The 12,885-nt window shown below is 68.4% G+C and carries 15 protein-coding genes; 10 read left to right on the top strand and 5 right to left on the bottom strand.

Annotated elements, in window-relative coordinates; translation table 11 throughout:
- The first annotated feature begins 22 nt into the window (after positions 1–22).
- Positions 23–322 (top strand): CPCC family cysteine-rich protein, encoded by a 300-nt coding sequence (locus Hhyl2_RS11160; protein ID WP_483550849.1) that lies wholly within the window; start codon positions 23–25, stop codon positions 320–322.
- Between the two features lie 16 nt (positions 323–338).
- Here the strand turns inward: Hhyl2_RS11160 and Hhyl2_RS11165 are convergent, their stop codons facing one another.
- Entirely contained in the window at positions 339–1,193 is an 855-nt protein-coding gene (locus Hhyl2_RS11165) for a ZIP family metal transporter (protein WP_483550850.1), read from the bottom strand.
- 88 nt (positions 1,194–1,281) lie between these two features.
- On the opposite strand from Hhyl2_RS11165, the gene Hhyl2_RS11170 reads away from it, so the two are divergent.
- The 3 genes from Hhyl2_RS11170 to Hhyl2_RS11180 are packed head-to-tail and all read left to right on the top strand — an operon-like array spanning position 1,282 to position 4,966.
- Positions 1,282–2,601 (top strand): aryl-sulfate sulfotransferase, encoded by a 1,320-nt coding sequence (locus Hhyl2_RS11170; protein WP_483550851.1) that lies wholly within the window; start codon positions 1,282–1,284, stop codon positions 2,599–2,601.
- A 57-nt stretch (positions 2,602–2,658) separates the two neighbouring features.
- A complete protein-coding gene (locus Hhyl2_RS11175; protein WP_483550852.1) occupies positions 2,659–4,050 on the top strand; it encodes an aryl-sulfate sulfotransferase in 1,392 nt (463 codons plus the stop codon).
- A 43-nt stretch (positions 4,051–4,093) separates the two neighbouring features.
- The gene (locus tag Hhyl2_RS11180) at positions 4,094–4,966 is read left to right on the top strand and encodes a mechanosensitive ion channel family protein (RefSeq protein WP_483550853.1); all 873 of its coding nucleotides are present in this window, start codon (positions 4,094–4,096) and stop codon (positions 4,964–4,966) included.
- 5 nt (positions 4,967–4,971) lie between these two features.
- Here the strand turns inward: Hhyl2_RS11180 and Hhyl2_RS11185 are convergent, their stop codons facing one another.
- Positions 4,972–6,108 carry a site-2 protease family protein gene (locus Hhyl2_RS11185; RefSeq protein ID WP_483550854.1) on the bottom strand — a complete coding sequence of 379 codons (1,137 nt, stop codon included), beginning with the start codon at positions 6,106–6,108 and terminating at the stop codon, positions 4,972–4,974.
- A 75-nt stretch (positions 6,109–6,183) separates the two neighbouring features.
- Between Hhyl2_RS11185 and Hhyl2_RS11190 the strand changes: the two genes are divergently transcribed.
- Both Hhyl2_RS11190 and Hhyl2_RS11195 read left to right on the top strand, forming a co-directional pair.
- On the top strand, positions 6,184–7,602 hold the full coding sequence (locus Hhyl2_RS11190) for an APC family permease (protein WP_483550855.1): 1,419 nt from the start codon (positions 6,184–6,186) through the stop codon (positions 7,600–7,602).
- 1 nt (position 7,603) lies between these two features.
- A complete protein-coding gene (locus tag Hhyl2_RS11195) occupies positions 7,604–8,305 on the top strand; it encodes a universal stress protein (RefSeq protein ID WP_483550856.1) in 702 nt (233 codons plus the stop codon).
- 2 nt (positions 8,306–8,307) lie between these two features.
- Here Hhyl2_RS11195 and Hhyl2_RS11200 read toward each other — a convergent pair whose 3' ends face one another.
- Positions 8,308–8,661: a hypothetical protein gene (locus Hhyl2_RS11200; RefSeq protein ID WP_483550857.1), complete on the bottom strand. Its 354-nt coding sequence runs from the start codon at positions 8,659–8,661 to the stop codon at positions 8,308–8,310.
- Between the two features lie 82 nt (positions 8,662–8,743).
- On the opposite strand from Hhyl2_RS11200, the gene thiE reads away from it, so the two are divergent.
- Positions 8,744–9,388, top strand: a complete 645-nt coding sequence (thiE, locus tag Hhyl2_RS11205; RefSeq protein WP_483550858.1) for a thiamine phosphate synthase — start codon at positions 8,744–8,746, stop codon at positions 9,386–9,388.
- Between the two features lie 61 nt (positions 9,389–9,449).
- Here the strand turns inward: thiE and Hhyl2_RS11210 are convergent, their stop codons facing one another.
- A complete protein-coding gene (locus Hhyl2_RS11210; RefSeq protein ID WP_483550859.1) occupies positions 9,450–9,713 on the bottom strand; it encodes a hypothetical protein in 264 nt (87 codons plus the stop codon).
- Positions 9,714–9,968: 255 nt separating this feature from the next.
- Between Hhyl2_RS11210 and Hhyl2_RS11215 the strand changes: the two genes are divergently transcribed.
- Complete coding sequence (locus Hhyl2_RS11215; RefSeq protein WP_483550860.1) at positions 9,969–10,460, top strand: hypothetical protein; 492 nt, start codon at positions 9,969–9,971, stop codon at positions 10,458–10,460.
- Between the two features lie 6 nt (positions 10,461–10,466).
- Here Hhyl2_RS11215 and Hhyl2_RS11220 read toward each other — a convergent pair whose 3' ends face one another.
- Positions 10,467–10,712 carry a glutaredoxin family protein gene (locus tag Hhyl2_RS11220; protein ID WP_483550861.1) on the bottom strand — a complete coding sequence of 82 codons (246 nt, stop codon included), beginning with the start codon at positions 10,710–10,712 and terminating at the stop codon, positions 10,467–10,469.
- Positions 10,713–10,786: 74 nt separating this feature from the next.
- Here Hhyl2_RS11220 and Hhyl2_RS11225 point away from each other — a divergent pair, with 74 nt between their 5' ends.
- Positions 10,787–11,725, top strand: a complete 939-nt coding sequence (locus Hhyl2_RS11225) for an oxidoreductase (protein ID WP_483550862.1) — start codon at positions 10,787–10,789, stop codon at positions 11,723–11,725.
- 69 nt (positions 11,726–11,794) lie between these two features.
- Entirely contained in the window at positions 11,795–12,877 is a 1,083-nt protein-coding gene (locus Hhyl2_RS11230) for a hemolysin family protein (RefSeq protein WP_483552023.1), read from the top strand.
- Positions 12,878–12,885 lie beyond the last annotated feature (8 nt).

The following is a 12,885-nucleotide window of genomic DNA, read 5'->3' on the forward strand; positions in this document are numbered from 1 at the left end:
GTGACCATACATACCACGGCGCATGTCGACCGATACACCCGGCAACCCCGCCGCGCGGGAACTGGGCTACTGCCCGTGCTGTGGGTACAAGACGCTCCCGGAGGGACAGCCGGGCTCCTACGAGGTCTGTCCCATCTGTCACTGGCTCGACGACCCGTTGCAGTTCAGCGACGTGGACTACGTCAGCGACACGAACCACGTCTCGCTGGCGACGGCGCGCGAGAACTTCCGCGAACACGGCGCGTGTACACCCGAGGCCGTCGACGACTGCGAGGCCCCGGACGGTCAGGCCCGGGACCCGAACTGGCCTTACGATAGCTGAGACCGCCGACGAGCGGTCACCCAGCCAGCGAGATGTCCAGATACAGCATGACGATAGCGCCGGCCATCAGCCCCAGCGTCGCCACGCGTTCGTGGCCGCTGTCGTGGGTCTCCGGGACGATCTCGTCGGAGATGACGAACAGCATCGCACCAGCGGCAAACCCCATCGCGTAGGGCAAGAGAGGTTCGACGACGGTGACGGCGACCGCACCCAGCACCGCGAGCGGAATCTCGACGACACCGGCCCGCAGCCCCGCGAAGACGGCGTAGGCTCGTCGGTCCAGCCCGGCGTTGATCGCCGCCACCGACACTGCCAGCCCTTCGGGGATGTTCTGGATGCCGATGGCGAGCATCAGCGAGAGCGCACCGCCGAGTCTGGCGGGGTCACCGCCGGCGGCGCCGAACCCGACGCCGACGGCCAGCCCCTCGGGCATGTTGTGCAACGTGATCGCCAGGATGAACAGGATGACGCCGGCCAGGCGCTCGTCGGCGACCGGGAGCGACTCGCCCGGGGCGGCGGCGTCGGTGCGGCGCTTGCCGGTCAGGAGGTAGTGGGCGTGCGGGACCAGACGGTCGCCCTGGTCGAGGAACAGCGCCCCCAGCGCGACCCCGATCAGCGTCGGGACGGGATTTCCGCCGGAATACTCCTCGATGCCAGGCAGGATGAGGCTCGTGAACGCCGCGGCCAGCATCACACCGGCCGCAAAGCCCAGCGCGGTGTCCATCGAGCGCTGTGACGGGTCCCGCCAGACGAGCACCAGCGAGGCGCCCACGAGGTTCAACAGCGCGATGACGACGCCGCCGACGAGGCCCGCGACGAGCGGGTCCGTCCCGACGACGTCGGCGAACAGGTCCACGAGACCGGATTGCATTCGTCCCGTGGTGTGGGTCCACGGGGCTTGTAGCTACCGGCGGTCAGTCTCGGAAGGCTTTTTTCCGCCGTCGGCGGAGAGTGGCGTGATGGACCGTGTCACGCGCAGCACCGCCCTGATCGTCGCCGGACTCCTCCTCGTCGCCGGCACGGTCGCCGTCGGCGCCGCGACGGCGCCCGACACGACCGTCGACGACGGGACACAGCAACAGACACTGGTCGGCTCTCAAGGTGGCGACACCGGTTGGCACGCCGACGGTAGCGTCTACATGCTCACCGGCAGCGAGATCGAGTGGCGTATCGACGACGCGGACAGCTACTTCGACGTGACACAGCTCCCGAACGGCAACGTCATGGCCGGGTTCATGCACTCGGGCTATCAGGAAGGGTGTGCTCCCTACGACCCGCCCTGTACCAAGACCGGCTACCGGATCATCGATCCCGACGCCGAGGGCGGGCCCGAGACCGTCGAGGAGTACGCCTTCCCGGTGCGGCACGCGACCAACAGCGAGACCCACGACGTCGAACGGCTCGACTCGGGCGAGTACCTCCTCTCGGACATGGAGCACGAGCGGATCTTCACCGTCAGAGACGGGCAGATCACCTGGCAGTGGAACGCCTCCTCGTTCTACGACGCGCCCCCGGACGTCACCCGGCGTGACTGGCTGCACATCAACGACGTCGACGCCATCAACGGGACCCACTACCTGGTCTCGGTCCGTAACGCCAACCAGCTCGTCGTCGTCGAGCGCGGCCAGGGCGTCGTCGAGGTGATCAACGAGGACACCGACGACAGCAACGACGACTCCTGCCAGGTCCGCGACCAGCAGCTCAAGGACTTCGACGGCGACGGCGACATCCGCTGTGGGAACCCGGAGATCCTGGACCACCAGCACAACCCACAGTGGCTCGGCCCCGACGCCGTCCTCGTGGCGGATTCCGACAACGACCGGGTCGTCGAACTCCACAAGGTCGACGGCGAGTGGCAGCCGGCCTGGACGCTGCGACGCGCCGGCGGGGCGGCGCTGCACTGGCCACGGGACGCCGACCGACTGGAGAACGGCAACACGCTCGTGACCGACTCGCTGAACAAGCGGATCTTCGAGGTGACCCCAAACGGCAGCGTCGTCTGGAGCCGCCAGACGCCCAGTGACACCCCCATCGCCTACGAGGCCGAACGGCTCCCCGAGGGCGAGCGGGTCGGCGCCCAGCGCTACACGGCCGACGGCGACGTCGACGAGCGGACCGGCGGCGACGTCCCCGGCCTCTCGCTGCTGCTCGTGAGCCTCCAGTCGGTCGCCCCGTGGACGCCGTTCTGGTTCACCGAGGCGCATCTGGGATTGACGCTCGTCGGCGTCGTCGCCGTCGTCGCCGGCGGGGTCGGCCGCGTCCGCGAGTCACGTCGGTAGACCGAGAGAAGATCGCTTCTCCGAACCTTTTTTCCGCCGACTATCCTGTCGAGTGTTATGGAGCGCATCAGGCGGGGTGGACTCGTCGTCGTGGCCGCGGTCGTGCTCGTCGCCATCGTGCTGGGGTCGAGTGCCGTCGCGGCACCCGAGCGCACCGTCGCGACCGATAGCGACGACACCCGACGGACGCTGATCGGCGTCCAGGGCGGGGGCGAGCGGTGGCACGACTACGGCCGCGTCCGCATGGTCGAGGGGGCCGAGTTCACGTGGACGGAGGACAGCGCCGACAGCTACTTCGACGTGACACGGCGGCCCGACGGGACGGTCCTGGCCGGGTTCATGCACTCGGGCTACGAGCAGGGGTGTGGCCCCTACGACCCGCCCTGTACGAAGACCGGCTTCAGGATCATCGACCCCGAGGCCGATGGGGGCCCGACGGTCGTCGAGGAGTACAGCTATCCGGTCGCGACCCCCAGCAACAGCGAGACCCACGACGTCGAACGGCTCGAATCGGGCGAGTACCTCCTCTCGGGGATGGAGTACGAGCGGATCTTCACCGTCAGAGACAGGCAGATCACCTGGCAGTGGAACGCCTCCTCGTTCTACGACGCCCCCGAGGATACGACCGACCGGGACTGGCTGCACATCAACGACGTCGACGCCATCAACGGGACCCACTACCTCGTCTCGGTCCGCAACGCCAACCAGCTCGTCGTCGTCGAACGCGGCCAGGGCGTCGTCGAGGTCGTCAACGAGGACACCGACGACAGCAACGACGACGACTGCACCGACCCCGAGGGGCCGCCGTCGGTCCAGCTCGTCGACGAGGACGGCGACGGCGAGGTCCGCTGTGGCGACCCGACGGTCATCGACCACCAGCACAACCCCCAGTGGCTCGGGCCCGGCGCGATCCTGGTCGCCGACTCCGAGAACAACCGCATCGTCGAGTTACACAAGCGCGACGGCTCCTGGGAGCCGGTCTGGTCGATCGACTCGCCGGGCGGCATCGAACTCGTCTTCCCCCGGGACGCCGACCGCCTGCCGAACAACAACACGCTGCTCACCGACACGATCAACCGCCGCGTGGTCGAGATCGCGCCCAACGGGACGGTCGTCTGGAGTGTCCGGACCGAACACCTCCCCTACGAGGCCGAACGGGTGCCGGTCGGCGAGACCGTCGGCGGCCCGCGGTACACCGGAAACGGCACGGTCGAGCGGGCGCCGACCGAGGACGAAGGGGTGGCGCTGCTCTCGCCGGCGACCCGGTTCGCCCACTCGATGCTCCCGTGGCTCCCGTTCTGGGTGACCGAGCCACAGGTCGCGGTGATCCTGGTCGGCTTTCTGGTCGGCCTCGTCGGCGTCGGCGACCTCCTGCTGGGCGTCTACGGGAAAGTGATGGCCGAGATCGGCCGGCGGACCCCGGGGACGAGCGGTCACGAACGGCGGTAGTGCCCGCAGCCGGATTTTTGTCGACCGGCAGTGACGTTCGGACGTGCGCTGGCAACTCACTCCCTCGGACTGGGCCGTCCTCGAATCGTACAGCGAACTTGTCGCGGACGTGGTCGCGTTCGTCGTCGTCGCCGTGGCCGTCGTCCTGCTGGGTCGCCTGCTCGTGGTCCCGCTCGTCCTGCGGGTGATCCGGACGCGCAACCGGAACAACCCGACGCTGGTCTCCGCCAGCGAGACGTACCTCCAGGTGACACTGGTCGGGGTCGCCGTCCTGCTGGGACTCATCGCCGCCGGACAGGCACAGTTCCTGTTGAACACCGACTCGGCCATCCTGGTCGCGGCGCTGACCTTCGCGCTCGGGGTCGCCGGCCAGGAGGTGTTTGGTTCGCTCATCAGCGGCATCTTCCTCGTCGCGGACCCCGACTTCAACGTCGGTGACTGGATCGCCTGGCCCGGCGGCGAGGGCCACGTCGAGGCGGTCGACTTCCGCGTGACGCGCATCCGGACGCCGAACAACGAGACGGTTACGGTGCCGAACACGGAACTGACGACCAACGCGTTGACGCGGCCGTTCGGCCGCGACAGCTATCGGGTCACCGAAGAGGTGTTCGTCGCCTACGGCGAGGACACCGAACGCGCGCTGCTGGAACTCTCGCAGGTGGCGACCAACCACGACCGGGTCGCCGCCGACCCGTCGCCGAACACCCGGATCGTCGAGATGGGGCCGGACAACGTCCGGATCCGTGCGGAGTTCTGGATCGACGACCCGGGCAGCGGAGACGTCGCCGACGTGGAGTCGGACTTCCGGCGGCAGGTCAAACGCCGCTTCGACGAGGAACAGATCACGCTGGGGCCGCCAGCGGGCCGGGAGCTGTCGGGATCGGTGGAGGTCACACGGGAGTCCGAGACGGCCTGACAGGGTCAGAACGGACCCGATTCGCCCATCAGCCGGCGCATCTCCATGGCCGAACTGAAGTCACTGCGCGAGACGACACGGGTCCCGCTGGGGCCGTCGACGAGCGCGGCACCGGACCTGCCGGTGTCGAGTGCGACCAGCGCGTCGAAGGCTGGCATCGTCTCCTCGAACCGTGGGAGATCCGTCTCCATCAGGTCGGCGACGGTGTCGGCCTCGCGCTCGGCCTTCGTGAGCGCACGGAAGTCCTCGACGGTAACGACGCCGACCACCTCGCCACCGTCGGTGACGGTGAACTCGGTGGTGCGGTCGGCGAACATCCGGTCGACCAGTTCCTCGACGTGAGCGTCGGCCTCGATGGTCGATGCAGCGGGCCGGGCCACGTCGCCGACGGTGAGTCCCTCCAGGAGGTCCGCCAGCGCGACGGTCCGTGACTCGCCGGTCGCGGCGCCGTAGATGAACAGCGCCAGCAGGAGCAGAAGCGGCGAAAACGAGAGCACACCCACGAGGGCAAAGAGGACGGCGAAGCCGGTCCCGATGCGGGCGGCGATCCGCGTCGCCGAGGCGTACGGGCGATTGCGAGCCAGTAGCGCCCGGAGGACGCGGCCGCCGTCCATCGGGAACGCCGGGAGCATGTTGAACACCGCGAGGATGACGTTCGTGACCGCCAGCCAGCCGACGACGAACAGCGTGACGCTGGCGCTGGCCGGCAGGACCAGCAACGCGCCGTAGCAGGCCAGCCCGACGAGGATGCTCGTGATGGGGCCGGCCACGGCGATCCAGAACTCGCGGTTCCACTCGCGGGGCATGGTCTTGAAACTGGCCAGCCCGCCGAGAATCCACAGCGTGATCGATTCGGTCTCCAGCCCGTAGCGCATCGCAGCGTAGGAGTGACCCAGTTCGTGGAGCGCGACGCTCGCGAACAGTCCCAGCGCGGCCGCACTGCCGATGAGCCACGGTGTCGAGCCGGCCTGCAACCGGGCCAGATCCAGTTGCGTCCCGGCCAGCGCCGAGACGATGCCGGCGTAGACTTCGATCTGCTGGGTGCTGGAGATGAGCCAGGCCAGCACGGGGAGGAAGATGACCAGCGAGATGTTGACCTTGATCGGGATACCCCAGATCGTCGTAATATGGAAGTTCCGCATAGCGGCCAAGAGGGGGCGAGCAGTGTAATGGTTTGGCCCTACAGGTTTTTCACGACGACAGTCGAATTTACTGACATGAACTCGGCGGCCACCGATCCGGACGTCCGCCCGTCCCAGACCCCGCCGGCCGACCCCGGCGAGACGACGGCCGAGGCGACTGTCCACGAGGAGGGCGTCGAACTCGAACGGACGATCGGGCTCGTCGGCGGCCTGGCCATCGGCGTCGGGACGATGATCGGGGCGGGCATCTTCGTGTTCCCCGGCATCGCCGCGGGCGAGGCCGGCCCCGCAGCGGCCGGGTCGTTCGCCATCGGCGCCGTCGTCGCGCTACTGGTCGCGCTGCCGGCCTCCGAACTCGCGACGGCGATGCCCCGATCGGGCGGTGGCTACTACTTCATCTCCCGCGGGCTGGGTACCCTGTTCGGAACGGTCGTCGGTGTGAGTCTCTGGCTCGGCCTCGTCTTCGCCTCGGCGTTCTACCTCGTCGGCTTCGGCGCCTACGCGAGCGCGGTGCTCGCGGAGGTCGGGCTCGCCGTCGGCGTCGATCCGGTGACACCGCTCGCGCTCCTGTTCGGGATCCTCCTGACCGTACTCTCGCTGACCGGGACCGAGAACGTCGCGACCCTCCAGAACGTCGTCGTCGCCGTCTTGTTGCTCATCCTCACGGTGTTCCTGGGCTACGGCGGCCTCGACGCCGTCGGCGTGTTCGGCCGGTCGAGCACGCCCGGGACGTTCGCACCCTTCGGCTACGGACCGATGTTCAGCACTGCAGCGCTCGTGTTCACGTCGTATCTGGGGTTCGCACAGGTCGCCACCGTCGCCGGCGAGATCAAGCGACCGGGACGGACGCTCCCGCTGGCGATGGTCGGATCGGTCGTCGTGGTCGGCGTCTTCTACGTCGCGACCGTCTTCGTCGCGACGAGCGCGTTCGGCGCCGGACCGCTCTCGACGTTCGGCGAGACGGCCATCGTCGAGGTCGCCCGGCAGTTCGCCGGCCTGGCCGGCGCGGTCGCGATCCTGCTCGCTGGACTGTTGGCGACGGTCTCTTCGGCCAACGCGTCGATCCTCTCCTCGTCGCGGGCGCTGTACGCGCTGTCGCGGGATGCCCTGGTCCCGCGGCGTGCGAGCGAGATCAACCTCCGCTACGGCACTCCGCACGTCGCGCTCCTGCTGGCCGGCGTGCCGGTGCTGGGACTCGTCGCGTACGGCCGCGTCGAGGTGCTCGCCGAGGTCGCCTCGTTCCTCCATCTCGTCATGTACGGCCTCATCTGTATCGCACTGATCATGCTGCGCCGGAACCGTCCGGAGTGGTACGACCCGGAGTTCGAGACGCCCGGCTATCCGGTGGTGCCGCTGCTGGGGGCCGTGGCCTCGTTCGGCCTCATCGCGTTCATGCGGCCGCTCTCACAGCTCGTCGGCCTCGGCGTCATGGTGCTGGCCGCCGGGTGGTACAGCTACTATGCCCGGGACGTCCGGCTGAAGGGGGTGTTCTGAGATGGGCCACCGCATACTGGTTCCGGTCGCCGTCCTCGACGGCGAGACCGTTCCCGAAGCGCTCTTTACCGTGCTCTCGCCGCTGCCGGTCGTCGTCCTTGGCTACCACGTCGTCCCCGAGCAGACGGTTCCCGGACAGGCCCGCCTCCAGTTCGAGGCGCGCGCACAGGCCAGTCTGGCCGAGATCGCCGAGGTCGCACGGGCGAGCGGCTGTCCGACCGAGACGCGACTGGTGTTCACCCACGAGGAGGAACAGACCATCCGACGCGTGGCCAGCGAGACCGACTGTGACAGCATCCTCGTCCCGAACCCGACGGCAGCCGTCGACCGAGTACTCGTCTCGCTCCGCGGTGGCGACGACCCCGACCACGTCGCGGCCGTCGTCGCGGCCTTCCTCGCCGACGACGACGTCCCGGTGACGCTACTCCACGTCGTGACCGAGACTGGCGAGAGCGACCGGGTCCGACGGGCCCGAACGACGCTCGTCGAGCACGGCGTCGACGCCGGGCGGATCGGTACACGGTCGATAACGGCAGACTCGCCGGTCTCGGCCATCGCCGATGTCGCGGCCGACTACGACCTCGTGGTGATGGGCGAGACCGCGCCGTCGGTCCGCGAGTACGTCTTCGGCGACGACCACCAGCGCGTCGCGGACCGGTCGCTCGGCCCCGTGTTGGTCGTCGGCTCCCCCGGCGAACAGTAGCGTCAGACGCCCGGGACGCCGACGATCCGAACCCCCAGCGAGAGCATCCGCAGCAGCGCCAGCACGAGCAGCGAGGCAAGCCAGGCGACGAACGCGACGGCGCCCGCCTGCAGCCAGCCACTCTCGTACTGGATCTTGATGACGCCGACGTACACGAGCAGGGCCACGAGCGGGCCCAGCAGTGGGATCCAGCCGACGAACAGGGAGACGAGCGCCCAGGCGAACGAGGCGACCGCGGCGGTGATCAGGGCCTTGCCGTAGGTGCTCTTCCCGACGACGAGCGAGGCACCGACGTGGATGGCGAGGCCGCCGACGAGCAGGCCGACGACGAACGAGAGCAATGCTCCGAGGACCATACCCGACGTAGACGCCGACGACTTAGGAGTCTTCGGGGCGTCGAACACAAGACTCAGCAGGCAGGGGGACCGACCGCCGGACATGGTAGACTGGGGCGTGTATCTGGTGACACAGGCATCGCTGTCGGCCGGCCGGGACACCGTCGCCATCGTCGAGCAGGCCATCGCCGGTGGCGTGGGGGTCGTCCAGTTGCGCGAGAAGGACCGCTCGGCACGCGAGCGCTACGAACTGGGCCGGCGACTCCGGGCGCTGACCCGCGAGGCGGGCGTGACCTTCGTCGTCAACGACCGTGTCGACCTCGCGCAGGCGGTCGACGCCGACGGGGTCCATCTGGGCGACAGCGACCTCCCGGTGCCGGTCGCACGGGAGTTGCTGGGCGAGGACGCCCTCGTCGGCCGGTCGGTCTCGTCCGTCGAGGACGCTCGCGAGGCCCAGCGGGCCGGTGCGGATTACCTCGGCGTGGGCGCGGTCTACGCCACCGGATCGAAAGACGACATCGAGGACGACGAGTACGCCATCGGGACCGAGCGGGTCGCCGACATCGCCGCCGCGGTCGACATCCCGGTGGTCGGCATCGGTGGCATCACCGCCGAGAACGCGGCGGACGTGGTCGCAGCGGGCGCCGACGGCGTGGCGGTCATCACGGCGATCACGGCGGCCGACGATCCCGAAGCGGCGACGCGGGCGCTGGGCGAGGCGGTCGAACGAGGGCGAACAGGTCGGTAGGACTCGATCCTCGCGAGTCATCCCGACGTCCGCCGCGGCGCGGGACACCGGCGGGGTCTCGTTACTCGGGGCCGCCGCCACCGCCGGACGATCCGCTGCCGCCGCCGGACACGATCATGAGGTCGAGCAGGAGGATGCCGAGGGCGTAGGTCGTCGGCACGCCCAGGATCGTCGCCGGGATCCCCATCGAAGCGAACTCTAGTCCGAGCGGCGCGACCGGAATCTGGCCGGACTGGATCAGGTTGGGGATGGCCATGAACGCGACCACGGAGATGACGAGTGCGATTATTACGTTCACGATGAACCTGACAACCAGAATTCCCATGAGTAGGGCCTGAAGTGACCTCATAGCTGAATGTCAGGGACGAGTCTCTTGAAGATTCCCGCTCCTAGAGAGGTCGAGGAAATTGGGGATTTCGGCAGCTCTCTGGCTTGCAGAACTCGTAGCCGCTGGGGGAACCACTACCGAAGCGACGCCACAGCGCTCCGTCTCGGCTCGACGTCACTCCACGGGCAGCGAACCCGCGCCCAGGCGCTGAAGGGACCAACTATTAAACATGGGCCGTGGCGATACCAGACTATGTCGCCCTCCAGACGGTCGCTCCTCCGCCTGACCGGTGCAACGGTCGCTACAACCGTCGCTGGCTGTAGCGCTATCGGTTCGGACCGACAGACACCGAGCGCTGCGTCCACCGCGACACCCGCCCCATCGGCCGCCGGGCGCTTCGCGGTCCGCCTGCGCGGCCCCGACACCGACCGAGTGCTGTTCACCGGTGGTGACATCGGACGGGTCGGCGCGGTCGAGACGCGAACAGGCGTCCCGGGGTTCACGATCAGACTCACCGACAGCGCACGCCAGGCGGTCGCCGAGACGTTCCGGACCGCCGGTGTCGCCGGGTCGCCCGACGAGTTCGAGATCGTCCAGACCAGCGTCGACAGGAGCTACGAGGTCGCACCCGGACTCGCGACGAAAATCGCCGATGGCGAGTGGGACGGCCGCCTCAGACTGACCTACGCGACCGAGAGTCGGGCCGAGCAGGCCCGGAAGCGACTCGTCGGCGACGATAGCTGATCCCCGTCAGGCCAGCTGCTCGCGCAGTTCCGTCTCCCGGACGACGTAGGTGAACGCCGGCGACCCGTCGACGAGGACGTGGGGGACCGTCTCGCCGTACTCTTCCTGCAGTTCGGGGTCCTCGTCGACGTCGACCAGGTCAAGTTCGACCGTCGCGTCGGTGTCTTCGGTCACCCGTTCGATGGTGTCGATGGCCTCCTCACAGAGGTCGCAGTTCTCGCGCGTGTAGACAGTGATGGAGGTAACGCTCATGACCGGTCGTATGCCCTCGACGGATAAAGGTACTGCCGATGCGTTTCTGTAGGTCGAGTCGCTAGAGGGGGGTGATGGGAGACTGGTCAGTCGCGGACATGCCGTCACTCGACGGGGAGACCGTCGTGGTGACGGGTGCCAACAGTGGACTCGGCTTCGAGGGAACGGAGGCCTTCGCACGCAAGGGAGCGACCGTCGTGATGGCCTGTAGAAACGTCGAGCGCGGGGAACGGGCCGCCAGGGAGATCGAGCAGGCGGTGCCCGACGCCGACCTCGACGTCCGGCAGTGCGATCTGGCGTCGCTGTCCAGTGTCGGGACGTTCGCCGAGGGAGTCCGTGCCGACTACGACGGCGTCGACGTCCTCTGTAACAACGCGGGCGTGATGGCCATCCCGCGCCAGGAGACCGAAGACGGCTTCGAGAAGCAACTGGGCGTGAACCACTTCGGTCACTTCGCCCTGACGGCACGGCTCTGGCCGGCGCTGCGAGCGAGCGACGGCGAGGCCCGTGTCGTCACTCAGTCCAGCGGCGCCCACGAGATGGGCGAGATGGACTTCTCGGATCTGCTGTCCGAGCAGTCCTACGGGAAGTGGTCGGCCTACGGTCGGAGCAAGCTGGCGAACCTGCTGTTCGCCTACGAACTCCAGCGCCGCATCGACGACGCCGGTATCGAGGACGTCGTCAGCGTCGCCTGCCACCCCGGCTACGCGGACACGGAGTTGCAGTTCCGTGGCCCCCGCGAGATGGAGTCGCCGGTCAGGGAGACGATGATGCAGGTCGCCAACGCCGTCTTCGCTCAGTCGGCCGAGCGGGGCGTGCTCCCGATGCTCTATGCCGCCACAGCACCGGGCATCACCGGCGGCGAGTACATCGGCCCCGACGGACTGTTGGGGATGCGGGGCGCGCCGGAACGCCAGCAGTCCAACGGCGCCTCGAAGGACGAGGGCGCCGCACAGAAGCTCTGGCAGGTCTCGGAGGAGCTGACGGACGTCCAGTTCGCGGTCGGCGCGTAGCACCACTTTTTCCAGCCACCGTCGAGTACGGCCGGCCAGTCCATGCAAACAGCCACGGCCGCCCACTCAATGGAAACGATCGAGATCCTCGGCAGACTGCTGGCCGGGGTCGGGCTCATCCTCGCGAACGGCTTCTTCGTCGCTATCGAGTTCGCGCTGACCCGCGCTCGGCAGTTCTCCGAGGACGAGTTCGTCGACGGGAGCGCCGCCCTGGAGCGCGCCTGGGAGATGACCAGCGACCTGGAGATCTACCTGACGAGCTGTCAGGTCGGGATCACCGCCTCCTCGATCGCCGTCGGTATCGTGGCCGAACCGGCGCTGGCAGCCATCTTCGCGCCGCTGTTCGAGGGCTCCCAGTTGGCCGGCATCGGGATGGGCGCGGCAATCGCGTTCGTCATCATCAACCTCGTCCACCTGACCCACGGCGAGCAGACGCCGACCTATCTGGGTGTCGAGCGCTCGCAGTTCGTCTGTCGGTACGGTGCGGCGCCGCTGTACTGGTTCGCCAAACTCATCTCGCCGCTGATCTCCATCGGCGACACCGTCGCCAAGTGGACGCTGGGGCTGTTCGGCGTCGAGATGTCCGGCGCCTGGCTCGAAGCCGAGGTCGAGAGCTTCGAGTCCCGTGCCGAACTGCGCAACGAACTCAGTTCCATCCTCGAACGGGGCGACCTCGCGGAAGAACGGAAGGAGGAGATCCTGGCGGCCTTCCAGGTCGGCGACCGGGAGGTCCGCGAGGTGATGGTCCCCCGCGAGGACATCGTCGCGCTGTCGACGGCCGACGACGACGAGACCAACGCCCGCCGACTGGCCGAGACGCCACACACCCGCTTCCCGCTGATCGGCGCGGACTTCGAGGAGTTCCTGGGCATCGTCTACGTGCCCGCACTGGTCCGCGAACGAGAGGAGCTGGCCGAGGACACCGGCCTGCTCGACGGCGTCGACCTCGAAGCGGTCGCCTCCCCGCCGATGACGATATCGGCCGACACCAGTGTCAGTGACGCCATCGACCGCTTCCAGGCCGAGCGCCAGGAACTCGCGCTGGTCATGGAGGACGGCGAGGTCGTCGGGATGGTCACCGTCACCGACACCCTGGAGGAACTCGTCGGCGACATCCAGGACCCCGAGGACGAGCGCGCCGGCGTGGCGTGAGCGGGTGG

The sequence above is a fragment of the Haloarcula sp. H-hyl2 genome (assembly GCF_056934385.1).